The organism is Kitasatospora sp. NPDC057940, from assembly GCF_042887425.1.
Classification (GTDB): Bacteria; Actinomycetota; Actinomycetes; order Streptomycetales; family Streptomycetaceae; genus Kitasatospora.
Window position 1 is genome coordinate 82,421 of sequence record NZ_JBHVPH010000030.1, and the last position, 17,298, is coordinate 99,718.

Sequence of the window (17,298 nt, forward strand, 5' to 3'; positions counted from 1 at the left end):
CCGGCAGTCATGCGGCTACCCTGGCACGGTACGCGCGCAGCCCCGCAGCGCAGCGCGCGTTCCCCCAAACCAGTGGACCGCGCCGTCCAGGGCCCGGCCACCCGACACCCTTCGTGCGCCGGACCCGCCGACGTACCATGGCGCCGGAAACTGCAACGCCGCAGGCCCAGACCGAGGAGAGACCCCGTGAGCGACCTTCGCACGCTGCGCAACTACATCAACGGTGAGTTCGTCGACGCGGCGGACGGCCGCACGCTCGACATCGTCGACCCCACCACCGGTGAGGTCTACGCGACGTCCCCGCTGTCCGGTGCCTCCGATGTGGACGCCGCCATGGCCTCGGCCGCCGCCGCCTTCCCGGTCTGGCGCGACGCCACCCCGAGCACCCGCCAGAAGCTGCTGCTCAAGATCGCCGACGCGGTCGAGGCCCGGGCCGAGGAGCTCGTCGAGGCGGAGGTCCGCAACACGGGCAAGCCGCGCGGGCTGACCCTCTCGGAGGAGATCGGTCCGATGGTGGACCAGATCCGCTTCTTCGCCGGTGCCGCCCGCATGCTGGAGGGCAAGGCCGCCGGGGAGTACATGGACGGGATGACCTCGATCGTCCGCCGCGAGCCGGTCGGCGTCTGTGCCCAGGTCGCGCCGTGGAACTACCCGATGATGATGGCCGTCTGGAAGTTCGCCCCGGCCATCGCCGCGGGCAACACCGTCGTCCTGAAGCCCTCGGACACCACCCCGGCCTCCACCGTCCTGCTCGCCGAGATCATCGGCGGCGTCCTCAAGGACCTGGAGCTGCCGGCCGGCGTCTTCAACGTGATCTGCGGCGACCGCGAGTCCGGCCGGCTGATGGTCGAGCACAAGACCCCGGCGATGGCCTCCATCACCGGTTCGGTCCGGGCCGGCATCCAGGTCGCCGAGTCCGCCTCCAAGGACGTCAAGCGCGTCCACCTGGAGCTGGGCGGCAAGGCCCCGGTCGTGGTCTTCGAGGACGCCGACATCGCCGAGGCCGTCGAGGGCATCTCGGTCGCGGGCTACTTCAACGCCGGCCAGGACTGCACCGCGGCCACCCGCGTGCTGGTGCACGAGTCGATCCACGACGCCTTCGTCGAGGCGCTGGCCAAGGCCGCGGCCGAGACCAAGACCGGCGGCGTGGACGACGAGGACGTGCTGTACGGCCCGCTGAACAACGCCAACCAGCTGAAGCAGGTGGCCGGCTTCATCGAGCGGCTGCCCGCCCACGCCAAGGTCGAGGCCGGTGGCCACCAGGTCGGCGAGAAGGGCTACTTCTACGCCCCGACCGTCGTCTCCGGCCTGCAGCAGGACGACGAGATCATCCAGAACGAGGTCTTCGGCCCGGTCATCACCGTGCAGAAGTTCACCGACGAGGACCAGGCCGTCGACTACGCCAACGGCGTCGAGTTCGCGCTGGCCTCCTCGGTGTGGACCAAGGACCACGCCCGCGCCATGCGGATGTCGCGCCGCCTGGACTTCGGCTGCGTCTGGATCAACACCCACATCCCGCTGGTCGCCGAGATGCCGCACGGTGGCTTCAAGAAGTCCGGCTACGGCAAGGACCTCTCCGCGTACGGCTTCGAGGACTACACCCGGGTGAAGCACGTCATGACCGCGATCTAGCGGGTCGTGGCGGTCGGGCGCCGTATGACCGCGATCTGATCGCACGTCCATCGTGTGAACGGACAATGGGCCCGGGTCCTTTCGACCCGGGCCCGGTGTCTTTGCATCCTGTCGGCCGTTCGCGTGACCGGCTGACAAGATGAAACTGCACTTCGGGGCCGCGACTCCCTAGCCTTACCGGCATGAGCATCCCCACCGCTGACTCAGCCGCCGGCCAGGCGGTCAAGGCCGCCGACCGCGCGCACGTCTTCCACTCGTGGTCCGCCCAGGCGCTGATCGACCCCCTCGCGGTGGCCGGCGCCGAGGGCTCGTACTTCTGGGACTACGACGGCAACCGCTACCTCGACTTCTCCTCGCAACTGGTCAACACCAACATCGGTCACCAGCACCCGAAGGTGGTCGCCGCGATCCAGGAGCAGGCGGCGAAGCTCTGCACCATCGCCCCCGGTTTCGCGGTCGAGGCGCGCAGCGAGGCCGCCCGGCTGATCGCCGAGCGCACCCCCGGCGACCTCGACAAGATCTTCTTCACCAACGGCGGCGCCGAGGCGGTCGAGAACGCCGTCCGGCTGGCCCGGCTGCACACCGGCCGGCAGAAGGTCATGTCCGCCTACCGCTCGTACCACGGCGCCACCGCCAACGCGATCGCCCTCACCGGCGACCCGCGCCGCTGGGCCAACGAGACCGGCGTCTCCGGCGTGGTGCACTTCTGGGGCCCGTACGCCTACCGCTCGAACTTCCACGCCGAGAACGAGGCGCAGGAGTGCGAGCGCGCGCTGGAGCACCTGGAGCAGGTGATCGCCTTCGAGGGCCCCGGGACGATCGCGGCGATCATCCTGGAGACCGTGGTCGGCACCGCGGGCATCCTGATCCCGCCGGCGGGCTACCTGGCCGGGGTGCGGGAGATCTGCGACCGCTTCGGCATCGTGTTCATCCTCGACGAGGTGATGGCGGGCTTCGGCCGGACCGGCGAGTGGTTCGCCGCCGACCACTGGGGTGTCACCCCGGACCTGCTGACCTTCGCCAAGGGCGTCAACTCGGGCTACGTCCCGCTGGGCGGCGTGGCGATCAGCGCCGAGATCGCCGCCACCTTCGCCGAGCGGGCGTTCCCGGGCGGGCTCACCTACTCCGGCCACCCGCTGGCCTGCGCCTCGGCCGTCGCCACCATCACGGCCATGGCGGAGGAGGGCATCGTCGAGAACGCCAAGCACATCGGCGAGACCGTGCTCGGCCCCGGCCTGCGGGAGCTGGCCGAGCGGCACCCCTCGATCGGCGAGGTCCGCGGCCTCGGCGTGTTCTGGGCGCTCGACCTGGTGAAGGACCGCGGGACCCGCGAGCCGCTGGTCCCGTACAACGCGGCCGGCGCCGCCAACGCGCCGATGGCCGAGCTGGCCGCCGCCTGCAAGCAGCGCGGGCTCTGGCCGTTCGTCAACATGAACCGCCTCCACGTCGTCCCGCCGTGCACCGTCACCGAGGAGGAGGCCAAGACCGGTCTCGCGGTGCTCGACGAGGTGCTGTCGCTCGCCGACGCGCACACCGTCTGACGTACCGACCGGACGGCCCCGGGCGTCGCGCACGCCCGGGGCCGTCCCACGCTCCGGAGGCCTCCCCCATGCCCAGCAGCACCACCCCGACCCGCCCCCACAACTCCCGTACGATCCGCCGGCGTTCGGTGCTCGGCGGGGCCGCGCTGCTCGGCGCCGGCACGCTGACCGGCTGCGGCATCCCGTCCGCGTACGTCGCCGAGGACCGCCGCTCGGTCCAGGACCGCTCGGACCGCGAGCAGCGGCTCGCCTTCTCCAACTGGACCCAGTACATCGACACCGACGACCAGGGTCACCGGCCGACCCTGGACGCCTTCACCGAGCGGACCGGCATCGCGGTCACCTACACCGAGGACATCAACGACAACGACGAGTTCTTCGGCAAGATCAGCCCGGTGCTCACCCAGGGCGCCGACCCCGGCCGGGACCTCATGGTGGTCAGCGACTGGATGGCCGGCCGGTACGTCTCGCTCGGCTGGGTGCAGGCCATGGACCGGGCCAACCTGCCCAACGTCACCGCCAACCTGGACCCGCAGCTCGCCGACCCGGCCTTCGACCCCGGGCGCCGGCGCAGCGTGCCCTGGCAGTCCGGGATCACCGGCATCGCGTACAACCGCAAGGCGCTCGGCCGGGAGCTGAAGTCGACCGCCGACCTCTGGGCGCCCGACCTCAAGGGCCGGGTCACCCTGTTCGCCGGGCTGGACGAGGCGCTCGGGCTGCTGATGCTCGCCCAGGGCGCGGACGTCTCCCGGTTCGGCGAGGACGACGCGCACCGGGCGATGGACACCGTGCAGAAGATGGTCGACACCGGCCACATCCGCCGCTTCACCGGCAACGACTACACCAGCGACCTCGCCTCCGGCGCCGCCGTCGCCTGCCAGGCCTACTCCGGCGACGCCGTCCAACTGACCGCCCAGAACCCGGACATCGAGTTCGTGGTCCCGCAGGAGGGTGGCGAGCTGTGGGCGGAGAGCCTGATGATCCCCAACCGGGCCCGGCACAAGCGCAACGCCGAGCTGTTGATCGACCACTACTACCAGCCCGAGGTGGCCGCCGAACTCGCCGCGTTCGTCCAGTACATCTGCCCGGTGCCGGCCGCCCGCGAGGTGCTGGCGGCCAGCGGCGACAAGGACAAGGCCGAACTGGCGGAGAACCCGCTGCTCTTCCCGACCGACGAGATGCGCGCCCGGCTGCACACCATGCGCGACGTCACCTCGGCGGAGCGGCCCGAACTGCACAAGGTCTGGGGGCGCATCACCGGCGTGTAGGCCGCCGGCGCGCGGCGGTCAGCGGCGGACGGCGTCCAGGGCGAGCAGTGCCACGTGCAGGGAGAGGCAGGACTCCACCTGGTCGAGGTCGACGCCGAGGATCCGCTCGACCTTGTGCAGGCGGTCGTAGAAGGACGGCCGGGACAGGTGCGCGGCGTCGGCCGCCGCCGACTTGTTCCGGCCCTGCTCCAGGTAGATCCGCAGCATCTGCACCAACTGGCCGTTGTGCTCGGCGTCGTGGGCCAGCAGCGGGCCGAGCTCCCGTTCCACGTAGGTCTGCAGCCGGGCGTCGTCGCGCAGCAGGTGGAGCAGGCCGCGCAGCCGGACGTCCGGCAGCCGGTAGTACGAGGCGGCCCGGCCGCCGGGCGCGTCGTGCAGGGCCGCGTCGGCGACCTGGGTGGCCTCCAGCAGGGTGCGCCGGGCGTCCCGGACGGAGCCGACCGAGGAGCCGACCGCGACCACGGGGGCCGGTGCGGCGGCGGCGTCGTCCCGGCCGGCCTCGGCCGACATCCGGCGCAGCGTGGCCGAGAAGGCGTCCAGGGCGGCGTGTTCGTCCTGCTGGGTGCCGAGCGTGATCAGCACGCCGACGCCCTCGTCGTCCAGCGCGCCGACCAGGGCGGAGAGCCGGCAGGCCCGGACGGCCCCCGCGGCGAGCTCGGTGAAGTCGCGCAGCCGGGCCTGCGCCTCCAGGGCGGCCGGGATCGGGCCGCGCCGCTGCCGCAGCACCACCCCGACCAGCCGGCGGCCCTCCAGCGGGACGCCGAGCGCCTGGGCGCGCAGGGCCACCTCGGAGACGGTCAGCGCGTGGGTGAGGATGCCGGACAGCAGGGTGCGGTGGGTCTGCCGCTCCAGGCTCTCCCGGTCGCGCACCACCAGCCGGTTGAGCGCCAGCGCGGAGGCGCCGCGCTCCAGCAGCATGGTGTGCGGATGGGCCTCGTTCTCGGGCAGCGGGCCCGGATCCTGCACCAGCACCAGCCGGCCCCAGTCCTGGCCGCGGGCGCCGACCGTGGTCACCAGCCAGCCGCTGCGCGGGTCGTGCCCGGTGCGGCCGGGCGGGCGGACCCCGCGGGAGCGGCGCTCCCAGTCCTCCAGCAGTTCGACCTCCGGGCGGCCGGCGGTGTCGTGGGCGAGCACCTGGTGCGCGAGGTTCTCCAGGACGACCGGCGCGCCCGCCATCCGGGCCACCTGGCGGATCACCTCGGGCGGCTCGGCGCCCTCCACCACCAGCTCGTTGAACACCTGGTGGACGGCCTCGGAGGTGCGCAGCTGCTCCAGCTGGGCGTTGACCACCAGCGCGTGCACGGCCTCGGTGACGGCGACGAAGCGCAGCTCGCGGCGGAGCGTGATCAGCGGCAGGCCGCGCTGTTCGGCGGCGTGCACCAGGGCGCGGGGCAGCGAGTCGAAGTAGCGCCTGCCGTACTCGACGACCAGGCCGGCGACCCCCACCTCGTCCAGTTCGCGGACGTAGCGGGCCAGGCCCTCGCGGTCGTCGGGCAGCGCGATGCCGGTGGTGAGCACCAGTTCGCCGCCCTGGAGCATCCCGGCGACGTCGGGCAGTTCGCTCACGTGGACCCAGCGGACGGGCCGCTCCAGGTGGTCGGCGCCGGCGACGACCTGGGGCAGGCCGCGCCGCATCACCTCCAGGTCGAGCACGCGGGCGACGGTGGGGAGCATCGCGGGCCTCCAGGGCCTTGAGGGACCAGAGTGTCAGGTAAATCATCCATCGTGGCGACGACCTGTCGCCCTCGGTGAACCCTTGCACCCTGTAAGGCCCTACCCGCCGAGGTTGTCGCAGTGACCCTTGTCACGCCGGGGCGGCAGCGGGCATGGTCAGCGGGTCGGCTGTGGCGAAAAACAGACCTCACGCCGGAATCCATCGCGTTGCCGGAATGCAACAGCGGAATCCCTTGTCCGGAGTCCGCCGGACTGCCAGGATCGCGCAACCCCGGTGATCAGCCGGTCGGATTTCCCCACCGCACAACCGTGAGAATCGCGGTGGCAGTCGACCCACCGGCACTTGGAGGAACCAGATGGACCTGACCGACTTCGGCGCGGGCGCGCAGTACATCGCGGGCCGTCAGACCCGGGGGAGCGGCGAGCCCTTCCAGGTCGTCAACCCCGCGGACGGCAGCGTGGTCGAGCAGGTCGCCCTGGCCACCACCGGCGACGTCGACGCGGCCGTGGCCGCCGCGAAGGCGGCCCTGCCCGGCTGGTCCCGCGCCACCCCCGGTGCCCGCTCCGAGGCGCTGACCGCACTGGCCGCCGTCCTGGCCTCGGCGAGCGCCGACCTCGCCCGGGTGGAGACCGCGCAGACCGGCAAGCCGGTCAAGCTGGCCACCGAGTTCGACGTCCCCGGCACCATCGACAACGTGGCGTTCTTCGCCGGCGCCGCCCGCAACCTGGAGGGCAAGGCGGCCGGCGAGTACTCCGGCGACCACACCTCCTACGTGCGCCGCGAGGCGATCGGCGTGGTCGGCTCGATCTCGCCGTGGAACTACCCGCTGCAGATGGCCGCCTGGAAGGTCCTGCCGGCGATCGCGGCGGGCAACACCATCGTGCTCAAGCCGTCCGAGCTGACCCCGCTCACCTCGCTGATGTTCGCCCGGGCCTGCACCGAGGCGGGCATCCCGGACGGCGTGGTCAACGTGGTCACCGGCGCCGGACGCACCACCGGCGAGCACCTGGTCGGGCACCCGGACGTCGCCATGGTGTCCTTCACCGGCTCCACCCCGGTCGGCCGCAGGGTCGCCGAACTCGCCACCGCGAGCGTCAAGCGCACCCACCTGGAGCTCGGCGGCAAGGCCCCGTTCGTGGTCTTCGACGACGCCGACCTCGACGCCGCCGTGCACGGCGCGGTCGCCGCCTCGCTGATCAACGGCGGCCAGGACTGCACCGCCGCCACCCGCGCGTACGTCCAGCGCCCGCTGTACGACGCGTTCGTGGCCGGCGTGGCCGAACTGTACGCCGCGATCCGGATCGGCGACCCGCTCAACCCGCACACCGACCTCGGCCCGCTGGTCTCGTACACCCACCGGGACCGGGTGGCCGGCTTCGTCGAACGCGCCCGCTCGTACGCCACCGTGGTCACCGGCGGCCGCGCGCCGGAGAAGGGCCACGACGGCACCGACCTCACCCGCGGCGCGTACTACGCGCCCACCCTGATCACCGGCGCCGCCCAGGACAGCGAGGTGGTCCAGGGCGAGATCTTCGGCCCGGTGCTGGTCGTGCTGCCCTTCGACACCGACGACGAGGGCCTGCGGCTGGCCAACGACACCCCCTACGGCCTGGCCGCCTCCGCCTGGACGGGCAACGTGCACCGCTCGCTGCGCGCCACCCGGGAGATCGCGGCCGGGTGCGTCTGGGTCAACGACCACATCCCGATCATCAGCGAGATGCCGCACGGCGGCTACAAGGCGTCCGGCTACGGCAAGGACATGTCCCAGTACTCGCTGGACGAGTACACCCAGGTCAAGCACGTCATGTTCGACACCACCGCGGTCGCCCGCAAGGACTGGCACCGCACCGTCTTCGGAGACAGATAACCCCTGCCCAGGGGCGCCGCCCCCAGGGCGCCCCGATTCGACCTCTTACCCCCAGGAGGCCCGTTCCATGGCGTTCAACGAGTTCACCGACGGTCTGCCCGAACCGGTCCGCAAGGCCTGGGAACGCAGCCTGACCAGCGGCCGGGCCGCGATCGGCCGCCGCACCCTGCTGCGGGCCGCCGCGCTGAGCGCCGGTGCGGGCACGCTGGCCGCCTGCGGGATCCCGGCGGCCAGGACCGCCGGCGGCGACTCGACCGCCAACGCCGCCAAGGACCTCTCGGACACCGAGAAGGTGGTCAACTTCTCCAACTGGCCGCTGTACATCGACACCGACGAGAAGGACAAGCAGAAGCACGGGACCCTGGACGCCTTCACCGCGGCCACCGGCGTCAAGGTCAGGTACAACGAGGACGTCAACGACAACGTCGAGTTCTTCGGCAAGGTCAAGCCGCAGCTCGCGGCCGGCCAGGACACCGGCCGCGACCTGATGGTTCTCACCGACTGGATGGCCGCCCGGCTGATCCGGCTCGGCTGGGCGCAGAAGCTCAACCCGGCGAACGTCACCACCGCGATCACCACCATCGACTCCCGCTTCCGCGCCCCCGACTGGGACCCGGGCCGGCTGTACTCCTACCCGTGGGCCGGCATCCAGGTCGTCATCGCCTACAACAAGAAGGCGACCAAGGGGAAGGAGGTCACCAGCGTCTCCCAACTGCTGGACGACCCCGACCTCAAGGGCCGGGTCACCTTCCTCTCCGAGATGCGCGACAGCATCGGGATCACCCTGCTGGACCTGGGCAAGGACCCGGCGAAGTTCACCGCCGACGACTACGACGCCGCCGTCGCCCGGCTGCAGAAGGGCGTCGACAGCAAGCAGATCCGCCGCTTCACCGGCAACGACTACGGCCAGGAGCTGTCCTCCGGCGACATCGCGGCCTGCGTCGCCTGGGGCGGCGACCTGATCCAACTGCGCGCCGACAACCCGGACATCGAGTTCGTCATCCCGGAGAAGGGCTACGTCTCCTCGACGGACAACATGCTGGTCCCGGCCCGGGCGCAGCACAAGGCGAACGCGGAAAAGCTGATCGACTTCTACTATCAGCCGAAGATCGCGGCGCAGCTGGTCGCGGGCATCGGCTTCGTCTCCGCCGTGACCGGGATGAAGGACGAGCTCGCCACCCTCGCCCCGGACAGCGCGGCCAACCCGCTGGTCGTACCCACCCCCGAGATGGCGGCCAAGTCGCACGTGTTCCGCACCCTCACCGAGACCGAGGAGAGCGACTTCGAGCAGAAGTTCTCCAAGCTCATCGGCGCCTGACCCCCACGCGCGGCCCACTCCCGGCAGAGAACCCAGGAAGACACCCATGACAGACCAGCAGCGCGACGCGGCCGCCGGCGGCGACGTCCGCCTCAGCGGCATCGGCAAGACCTACGGCGCCTTCACCGCCGTCCACCCGCTCGACCTCACCGTCCCGCAGGGCTCCTTCTTCGCCCTGCTCGGCGCCTCCGGCTGCGGCAAGACCACCACCCTGCGCATGATCGCGGGCCTGGAGGAGCCCACCAGCGGCACCGTCCTGATCGGCGGCCAGGACGTCACCGCCCTGCCCCCGTACAAGCGGCCGGTGAACACCGTCTTCCAGAGCTACGCGCTCTTCCCGCACCTCGACATCTTCGAGAACGTCGCCTTCGGCCTGCGCCGCCGCGGCCGCAAGGACGTCAAGAAGCAGGTCGAGGAGATGCTGGAGCTGGTCGAACTCGGCCAGTACGCCCGGCGCAAGCCGCACCAGCTCTCCGGCGGCCAGCAGCAGCGCGTCGCCGTCGCCCGCGCCCTGATCAACCACCCCCAGGTGCTGCTCCTCGACGAGCCGCTCGGCGCGCTCGACCTCAAGCTCCGCCGCCAGATGCAGCTGGAGCTCAAGCGGATCCAGACCGAGGTCGGCATCACCTTCGTGCACGTCACCCACGACCAGGAGGAGGCCATGACGATGGCCGACACCATCGCGGTGATGAACGGCGGCCGGGTCGAGCAACTGGGCGCCCCCGCCGAGCTGTACGAGAACCCCGCCACCACCTTCGTGGCCAACTTCCTCGGCCAGTCCAACCTGCTGCCCGCCGAGGTCACCGGCAGCGACGGCGGCGACCTGCTGCTCAGCGCGGCCGGCGTCCGCCTCGCCGTGCCCAAGGCGCGCTGCGCCACCGAGGCCAGGCAGGTCCACCTGGGCGTGCGCCCGGAGAAGATCACCATCGCGCACGCCTCCGCCGAGGTCGCCGACGGCCGCAACCGGCTGGCCGGCACCGTCCTCGACTCCAGCTTCATCGGCGTCTCCACCCAGTACGTGGTGCGCACCGACGGCGGCCAGGAGGTCACCGTCTTCGAGCAGAACATGGAGCGCGACGCCCGGATCGTCCCCGGCGCGCCCGTCCTGCTGCACTGGAACCCGGCGCACTCCTTCGCCCTGGACGCCGCGCAGGCGATCGACGCGGGCACCGCGGAGGAGGCCGCATGACCACCACCACCCCGGCCGCCCCGTCACAGGTCATACCGCTCGCGGAACCGGCGCGGAAGCCGAAGCGCAAGCTCACCGCGTACTGGCTGCTGCTGCCCGGCATCGCCTGGCTCGTCGTCTTCTTCGCCGTCCCGATGGTCTACCAGGCGTCCACCTCGCTGCAGACCGGCTCGCTCGAGGCGGGCTTCAAGGTCACCTGGCACCTCGCGACCTACTGGGACGCCCTGGTCGAGTACAAGTGGCACTTCGTCCGCTCGTTCTCCTACGCGGGCATCGCCACCGTGCTCTGCCTGGCCGTCGGCTACCCGCTCGCGTACACGATCGCCTTCAAGGCCAGCAAGCGCTGGCGCAACGTCATCCTGATCCTGGTCATCGCGCCGTTCTTCACCAGCTTCCTGATCCGCACGCTGGCCTGGAAGACCATCCTGTCCGACGGCGGGCCGGTGGTCGGGGTGCTCAACACCCTGCACGTCCTGGACGTCACCAACGCGCTCGGCCTCACCTCCGGCGACCGGGTGCTCGCCACGCCGCTCGCCGTGGTCTGCGGTCTCACCTACAACTTCCTGCCGTTCATGATCCTGCCGCTGTACACCTCGCTGGAGCGGATCGACCCCCGCCTGCACGAGGCGGCCGGCGACCTGTACGCCCGGCCGTTCACCACCTTCCGCAAGGTCACCTTCCCGATCTCGCTGCCCGGGGTGGTCGCCGGCACCCTGCTCACCTTCATCCCGGCCTCCGGCGACTACATCAACGCCCAGCTGCTGGGCTCGCCGAGCGAGCAGATGGTCGGCAACGGCATCCAGAAGCAGTTCCTGAACGTGCTCGACTACCCCACGGCTGCCGCACTGAGCTTCATCCTGATGGCCCTGATCCTGGGCATGGTGACGGTCTACATGCGCAAGGCCGGGACGGAGGAACTGGTCTGATGTCCCGGATTACCAAGTGGATACGCGCCCACCTGGTGGTGCTGGCCGGCCTGCTGGCCCTCGCCTACCTGGTGCTGCCCAACCTGGTCGTGCTCGCCTTCTCGTTCAACAAGCCGGTCGGCAAGTTCAACTACGAGTGGAACGAGTTCTCCACCGACGCCTGGACCAACCCCTGCGGCGTGGCCGACATGTGCCAGTCGCTCTCGCTCAGCCTGCAGATCGCGGTGCTCGCCACCATCGGCGCCACCGTGCTCGGCACCATGGTCGCCTTCGCGCTGGCCCGCTACCGCTTCCGCGGCCGCTCGGCCACCACCGCGATGATCTTCCTGCCGATGGCCATGCCCGAGGTGGTCATGGCCGCCTCGCTCGGGACGCTGTTCCTCAACATGCGCATCCCGTTCGGCTTCACCACCATCCTCATCGCGCACATCATGTTCTGCCTCAGCTTCGTGGTGACGGCCGTCAAGGCCCGCGTGATGAGCATGGACCCGAGGCTCGAACAGGCCGCCCAGGACCTCTACGCGACCCCCACCCAGACCTTCCTGCGGGTCACCCTGCCGCTGGCCGCCCCCGGCATCGCGGCGGGAGCGCTGCTCAGCTTCGCGCTCTCCTTCGACGACTTCATCATCACCCAGTTCAACTCGGGCCCGACCACGGTCACCTTCCCGATGTTCGTCTGGGGCGCGTCGCAGCGCGGCATCCCGGTGCAGGTGAACGTCATCGGCACCGCGATGTTCATCGCCGCCGTCGCGCTGACCGTCGGCGGCCAGTGGCTGGGCAACCGCCGGAAGGCCACCGCCTGACGTACGGTCGGGTGTGGTGGCCGAACAAACCATCGCCTAAGTACAGAAAGTGGCTGATAATGCATGGACTCCGCCCGCGCACTCAGTGACGCCAGGCCCACCCCCTTCTGGCTGGAGGACCCGGGCCGGCCGGCGGCGCTGCCCGCCCTGGTCGGCGACACCACCTGCGACCTGCTGGTCGTCGGCGGCGGCTACTCCGGCCTCTGGACCGCCCTCATCGCCAAGGAACGCGACCCCTCGCTGGACGTCGTGCTGGTCGAGGGCAACGAGGTCGGGTGGGCCGCGTCCGGGCGTAACGGCGGATTCTGCGCGGCCAGCCTCACCCACGGCTTCGGCAACGGCCTGCAACGCTGGCCCGCCGAACTCGCCCAGCTGGAACGCCTCGGTGCCGCCAACCTGGACGGCATCGAGGCCACCCTCAAGCGCTACGGCATCGACGCCGAGTGGGAGCGCACCGGCGAGATCGACGTCGCCACCCAGCCGCACCAGGTCGAGGAACTCCACGAGATCGCCGAGGCCGTCGCCCGGTACGGCTTCGACATCACCGTCCTGGACGCCGACGAGCTGCGCGCCGAGGTCGACTCGCCGACCTTCCTCGGCGGCCTCTGGGACAAGGAGGGCGTGGCGATGGTCCACCCCGCCAAGCTCGCCTGGGGCCTGCGGGACGCCTGCCTCGGCCAGGGCGTGCGGATCTTCGAGCACACCCGGGCCACCGACCTGCGGGAGTACGGCAGCGGCATGGCCGTCCGCACCCCGTACGGACGGGTCTTCGCCCGGCGCGTCGCACTCGGTACCAACGTGTTCCCGTCGCTGGTCAAGAGGGTCCGGCCGTTCGTCGTGCCGGTGTACGACTACGCGCTGATGACCGAGCCGCTCAGCGACGAGCAGCTTGCCGCGATCGGCTGGCGCGGCCGGCAGGGACTCGGCGACAGCGCCAACAAGTTCCACTACTTCCGGCTCTCCGCCGACAACCGGATCCTGTGGGGCGGCTACGACGCCGTCTACCACTACGGCGGCCACGTCCGGCACGAGTACGACCAGCGGCCGGAGACCTTCCGCACCCTGGCGAACCACTTCTTCCGCTGCTTCCCGCAGCTGGAGGGCCTGCGCTTCACCAACGCCTGGGGCGGCGCCATCGACACCTGCAGCCGGTTCTCGGCGTTCTTCGACACCGCCTACCGGGGCAAGGTCGCGTACGCGGCCGGGTACACCGGGCTCGGCGTCGGCGCGACGCGCTTCGGCGCCGAGGTGATGCTCGACCTGCTGTCCGGCGAGCGCACCGAGCGCACCTCGCTGGACATGGTGCGCAGCAAGCCGCTGCCGTTCCCGCCCGAGCCGGTGCGCTGGGCCGGGATCGAGATCACCACCCGCTCGCTGGAGCGCGCGGACCGCAACGGCGGCCACCGCAACCTCTGGCTGCGCACGCTCGACCGCATGGGGCTCGGCTTCGACAGCTGACCTCGTTGTCCGCGGTATCCGCGGTATCCGCGGTATCCGCGGTATCCGTGCCATCAGTGTCATCCGTGTTATCCGTGTAAGAGAGACCCGCCGTCCGCCTCTCCTTGGTGACGGCGGGTCTCGGTCTTCCCGCCGCGTCCCGACCAGGACGACCCGACCGGAACCAGCGGCGAGAAGCGGGGACAGACATGGAGAGCACCGGACTGCACTGGCTCGCCCAGGTGGCACCGGACCCGGAGGCCTTCCGGGAGCAATGGGAGCGCACCGGGCTGGGGCTGATGCTGCTACCGGCCGGCCGCCGCTGGGACGTCCTCTCCGTCCCCGGACGGCTCGGGCGCCCGGCCCTGGAGATCCTGGACACCGGCTCCTGCGGCCCCGTCCTCACCGACTTCGGGGACGAGCACGTCAGCTTCCTGGTCCCCGTCGGCACCGCCGCCCGCTGGATCGGCACCGGCGTGCGCAGCGCGGGGGAGGGCACCTGGATCGTCGTCCCGCACCCCGAGCGCCGCAGCCGCGGGGTGCGCTGGCTGGTCCCGCCCGACGGCTCCGGACGGCTCAACGACCCGGTGCTGCTGGAACTCGCCCTGCACGAGGCCGCGGCCGGGCTCAGCGGCTGGTGACCCCCCGGTCCGGGCCCCGGCCCCGGCCGGCGGTGGCGCGCGGGGCGGGCGGTCGCGTCAGACTGGAAACGTGACCACCGCCCCGGACGCCGTCGACGCGCCCCTCCGACCGGGCCCGGCCCAGCTGCGCCTCGCCGCACTGGCGGCCCCCGTCTGCGACCGGTACGGGCTCGCCCTGGCCGGCGGGCACGCGCTGCGCGCCCACGGCGTCGCGGCCTGCCCGCAGGACGGACTCACCCTGGTGACCGGCGGGGCCGACCTGCCGGAGGTGGCCGCCGCGCTGGGCGAGGCCTACCGCGCGGCCGGCGGCGGAGTCGCCGAACGCCCGGGCACGCCGCGACTGGAGCAGCTCACCGTCCGGCTCGCGCTCGGCGGGCGGTCGCACTCGGTGGAGCTGCGGAAGGAGCCGCTGGCCCACCGGCCGGTGCGCTTCGACCTCGCCGCGCCCCCGCCCGGCGAGCCGGCGGCGGAGCTGTCGGCGGTCCTGCCGGTGGCGCCGTCGGTCGTCCTGCCGGTGGTCCTGCCGGTGGTCCTGCCGGTCGTCGCCCTGGAGGACGCCGCCGCGCTCACCACCGCGCTGCTGGTGGACCGCGGCATGCCACGGGACCTGGTCGACGTGCACGCCCTCACCGACTGCTACCGCGAGGGCGAACTCCTCGCGCTGGCAGCCGAATTGGACGCGGACTTCCAGACCGCGGCGCTCGCCGACCGGCTGGAGACGCTGGCCGAGGCGGCGGACGGCCGGTTCCGGGCCCGGGGTGTCGCGGCACGAGCGGTCGGCGGGCTGAAGCGGTGGGCGCTCGCCTGGGCCCAGGACCTGCGGCTGGACCTGCTGGAGACCCAGGAAGCGGCCGACGGTCTGCACGACCCGTACCTGGAGGACGAGGAGTCCTGAACGCGGGGTGGCGGTGGTTCGCCTTGCGGGTCCGGCTTCACACGTTCGTGGTCTCTCGCACGTTCGTGTTCTCTCACGCGTTCGGCCGAGCAACCGGACGACCTGTAAGGCTGAATCCGTGATCCCCGTCAGCCTGTTCGTTGAGGCCTGGCGCGGCGGCCACCAGACTGGAGACGAACGCGGTAGCCCCGTGAATCCCGTCGCCCGGCCCACTCGCGGGCGGCGCCAGACAGGACCGGCGGCAGGACGCCGCCCGGGACTTCGGAGGCAGACGGACTTGAGCAAGCACATCACCCACTGGATCGGCGGCGAGCCCGTCGCCACCGCCGGCGCGGCGCCCCGCCGCGGTGACATCTTCGACCCGGCCACCGGCCAGGTCGCCGGCCAGGTCGACTTCGCCGGGATCGCCGAGGTCGACCAGGCCGTGGCCGCCGCCGCCTCGGCCTTCGCCGAGTGGCGCACCGCCTCGGTCGCCAAGCGCACCACCGTGCTGTTCGCCTTCCGCGAGCTGCTGAACGCCCGCCGCGACGAGCTGGCCGCGATCATCGTGTCCGAGCACGGCAAGGTCCACTCCGACGCGCTCGGCGAGATCGCCCGCGGCCTGGAGGTCGTCGAGTACGCCTGTGGCATCCCGCAGCTCGTCAAGGGCGGCTTCACCGAGCAGGCGTCCACCGGCGTCGACGTCTACTCGATCCGCCAGCCGCTCGGCCCGGTCGCGATCATCTCGCCGTTCAACTTCCCGGCCATGGTGCCGATGTGGTTCTTCCCGATCGCCATCGCGGCCGGCAACACCGTCGTCCTGAAGCCCTCGGAGAAGGACCCGTCCGCCGCCAACTTCCTCGCCGGGCTGTGGAAGGAGGCCGGCCTGCCGGACGGCGTCTTCAACGTCGTGCACGGCGACAAGGCCGCCGTGGACCGCCTGCTGGAGCACCCGGACGTCAAGTCCGTCAGCTTCGTCGGCTCCACCCCGATCGCCCGCTACGTCTACGAGACCGGTACGCGCTACGGCAAGCGCGTGCAGGCCCTGGGCGGCGCCAAGAACCACATGCTGGTCCTGCCCGACGCCGACCTCGACCTGGCCGCCGACGCCGCCGTCAACGCGGGCTTCGGCGCGGCCGGCGAGCGCTGCATGGCCGTGTCCGTCCTGGTCGCGGTCGACCCGATCGGCGACGAGCTGGTCGACAAGATCAAGCAGCGGATCGCCACCCTGAAGGTCGGCCCCGGCTGCAACGGCGACTCAGAGATGGGCCCGCTGGTCACCGGCCAGCACCGCGACAAGGTCACCTCCTATGTCGAGTCCGGAGTCGCCGACGGCGCCGAGCTCGCCGTGGACGGCCGCAAGCACCCGGTCACCGCCGAGGACGAGAACGGCGCCCCGACCTCGGACGGCTTCTGGCTCGGCCCCACCCTGTTCGACCATGTGAAGCCGGGCATGTCCGTCTACAACGACGAGATCTTCGGCCCGATCCTCTCCGTCGTGCGCGTCGCCTCCTACGACGAGGGCCTGGCGCTGATCAACGCCAACCCGTACGGCAACGGCACCGCCCTCTTCACCAACGACGGCGGCGCGGCCCGGCGCTTCCAGTTCGAGGTGGAGGTCGGCATGGTCGGCATCAACGTGCCGATCCCGGTCCCGGTCGCCTACTACTCCTTCGGCGGCTGGAAGGCCTCCCTGTTCGGCGACGCCCACGCGTACGGTCCGGACGGCGTGCAGTTCTTCACCCGCGGCAAGGCCGTGACCCAGCGCTGGCTGGACCCCTCGCACGGCGGCATCAACCTCGGCTTCCCCACCAACAGCTGATCCCCCGCCCCGCGGTCGTGCCGGCCGGACCCCTCTCCCCGGGGTCCGGCTGGCTCTTTTGCACCCCGTTTGCATCCGGTCGCGATCACGCGTAGAGTTCTTCGAGCTGCCTGGCTGGGAGCACCGGACACGCATCTCCGCGCGGACGGTCCCGGGGTAGCCAATCCTTTTGAAACACCATTTCCTGGTTCGGGCTGGGTCGCGTCTTGCCGCGGCTTGGTTCTTATTCGGCGTGTTCGTTTTATTGGATTGCGGCCGATTCGCTTTTCGGAGCGGGGATCGGCTAGAGTTTGAAACGTCGGACG

Annotated in this window: 13 protein-coding genes; 12 read left to right on the forward strand and 1 reads right to left on the reverse strand. The window is 71.4% G+C overall.

Features of this window, described 5'->3' with window-relative positions:
* Positions 1–186: 186 nt before the first annotated feature.
* From ACFVTF_RS32395 to ACFVTF_RS32405, 3 genes are all read left to right on the forward strand, one after another.
* Positions 187–1,632, forward strand: coding sequence for a gamma-aminobutyraldehyde dehydrogenase (locus ACFVTF_RS32395; RefSeq protein WP_387817719.1), 1,446 nt, complete (start codon positions 187–189; stop codon positions 1,630–1,632).
* Positions 1,633–1,814: 182 nt separating this feature from the next.
* Positions 1,815–3,173 (forward strand): aspartate aminotransferase family protein, encoded by a 1,359-nt coding sequence (locus ACFVTF_RS32400; protein ID WP_363585753.1) that lies wholly within the window; start codon positions 1,815–1,817, stop codon positions 3,171–3,173.
* A gap of 68 nt (positions 3,174–3,241) precedes the next feature.
* Complete coding sequence (locus ACFVTF_RS32405; protein WP_063347658.1) at positions 3,242–4,441, forward strand: spermidine/putrescine ABC transporter substrate-binding protein; 1,200 nt, start codon at positions 3,242–3,244, stop codon at positions 4,439–4,441.
* Between the two features lie 18 nt (positions 4,442–4,459).
* On the opposite strand, the gene ACFVTF_RS32410 is transcribed toward ACFVTF_RS32405, so the two are convergent.
* The gene (locus ACFVTF_RS32410) at positions 4,460–6,115 is read right to left on the reverse strand and encodes a PucR family transcriptional regulator (protein ID WP_371517005.1); all 1,656 of its coding nucleotides are present in this window, start codon (positions 6,113–6,115) and stop codon (positions 4,460–4,462) included.
* 356 nt (positions 6,116–6,471) lie between these two features.
* Here ACFVTF_RS32410 and ACFVTF_RS32415 point away from each other — a divergent pair, with 356 nt between their 5' ends.
* From ACFVTF_RS32415 to ACFVTF_RS32455, 9 genes are all read left to right on the forward strand, one after another.
* Entirely contained in the window at positions 6,472–7,983 is a 1,512-nt protein-coding gene (locus tag ACFVTF_RS32415; RefSeq protein WP_387817720.1) for a gamma-aminobutyraldehyde dehydrogenase, read from the forward strand.
* A gap of 67 nt (positions 7,984–8,050) precedes the next feature.
* Positions 8,051–9,301: a PotD/PotF family extracellular solute-binding protein gene (locus ACFVTF_RS32420; RefSeq protein ID WP_371517003.1), complete on the forward strand. Its 1,251-nt coding sequence runs from the start codon at positions 8,051–8,053 to the stop codon at positions 9,299–9,301.
* A 46-nt stretch (positions 9,302–9,347) separates the two neighbouring features.
* Positions 9,348–10,490: an ABC transporter ATP-binding protein gene (locus ACFVTF_RS32425; protein WP_371517002.1), complete on the forward strand. Its 1,143-nt coding sequence runs from the start codon at positions 9,348–9,350 to the stop codon at positions 10,488–10,490.
* Positions 10,487–11,416, forward strand: coding sequence for an ABC transporter permease (locus ACFVTF_RS32430; RefSeq protein ID WP_350882859.1), 930 nt, complete (start codon positions 10,487–10,489; stop codon positions 11,414–11,416). The genes ACFVTF_RS32425 and ACFVTF_RS32430 overlap by 4 nt, the downstream gene beginning before the upstream one ends.
* Positions 11,416–12,219, forward strand: coding sequence for an ABC transporter permease (locus ACFVTF_RS32435; RefSeq protein WP_387817721.1), 804 nt, complete (start codon positions 11,416–11,418; stop codon positions 12,217–12,219). Before ACFVTF_RS32430 ends, ACFVTF_RS32435 begins: the two co-directional genes overlap by 1 nt.
* 63 nt (positions 12,220–12,282) lie before the next feature.
* Entirely contained in the window at positions 12,283–13,677 is a 1,395-nt protein-coding gene (locus ACFVTF_RS32440) for an NAD(P)/FAD-dependent oxidoreductase (protein WP_371516999.1), read from the forward strand.
* Between the two features lie 188 nt (positions 13,678–13,865).
* The gene (locus tag ACFVTF_RS32445; RefSeq protein ID WP_363585759.1) at positions 13,866–14,297 is read left to right on the forward strand and encodes a hypothetical protein; all 432 of its coding nucleotides are present in this window, start codon (positions 13,866–13,868) and stop codon (positions 14,295–14,297) included.
* 70 nt (positions 14,298–14,367) lie between these two features.
* The gene (locus tag ACFVTF_RS32450) at positions 14,368–15,192 is read left to right on the forward strand and encodes a nucleotidyl transferase AbiEii/AbiGii toxin family protein (RefSeq protein ID WP_387817723.1); all 825 of its coding nucleotides are present in this window, start codon (positions 14,368–14,370) and stop codon (positions 15,190–15,192) included.
* Between the two features lie 277 nt (positions 15,193–15,469).
* A complete protein-coding gene (locus ACFVTF_RS32455; protein WP_371516996.1) occupies positions 15,470–16,993 on the forward strand; it encodes a CoA-acylating methylmalonate-semialdehyde dehydrogenase in 1,524 nt (507 codons plus the stop codon).
* Positions 16,994–17,298: the final 305 nt, after the last annotated feature.

Coding starts and splice junctions, on each gene's coding strand:
- ACFVTF_RS32415 (WP_387817720.1), top strand. CDS start 6,472: ATGGACCTGACCGACTTCGGCGCGGGCGCGCAGTACATCGCGGGCCGT.
- ACFVTF_RS32430 (WP_350882859.1), top strand. CDS start 10,487: ATGACCACCACCACCCCGGCCGCCCCGTCACAGGTCATACCGCTCGCG.
- ACFVTF_RS32410 (WP_371517005.1), bottom strand. CDS start 6,115: ATGCTCCCCACCGTCGCCCGCGTGCTCGACCTGGAGGTGATGCGGCGC.
- ACFVTF_RS32420 (WP_371517003.1), top strand. CDS start 8,051: ATGGCGTTCAACGAGTTCACCGACGGTCTGCCCGAACCGGTCCGCAAG.
- ACFVTF_RS32440 (WP_371516999.1), top strand. CDS start 12,283: ATGGACTCCGCCCGCGCACTCAGTGACGCCAGGCCCACCCCCTTCTGG.
- ACFVTF_RS32435 (WP_387817721.1), top strand. CDS start 11,416: ATGTCCCGGATTACCAAGTGGATACGCGCCCACCTGGTGGTGCTGGCC.
- ACFVTF_RS32445 (WP_363585759.1), top strand. CDS start 13,866: ATGGAGAGCACCGGACTGCACTGGCTCGCCCAGGTGGCACCGGACCCG.
- ACFVTF_RS32400 (WP_363585753.1), top strand. CDS start 1,815: ATGAGCATCCCCACCGCTGACTCAGCCGCCGGCCAGGCGGTCAAGGCC.
- ACFVTF_RS32405 (WP_063347658.1), top strand. CDS start 3,242: ATGCCCAGCAGCACCACCCCGACCCGCCCCCACAACTCCCGTACGATC.
- ACFVTF_RS32425 (WP_371517002.1), top strand. CDS start 9,348: ATGACAGACCAGCAGCGCGACGCGGCCGCCGGCGGCGACGTCCGCCTC.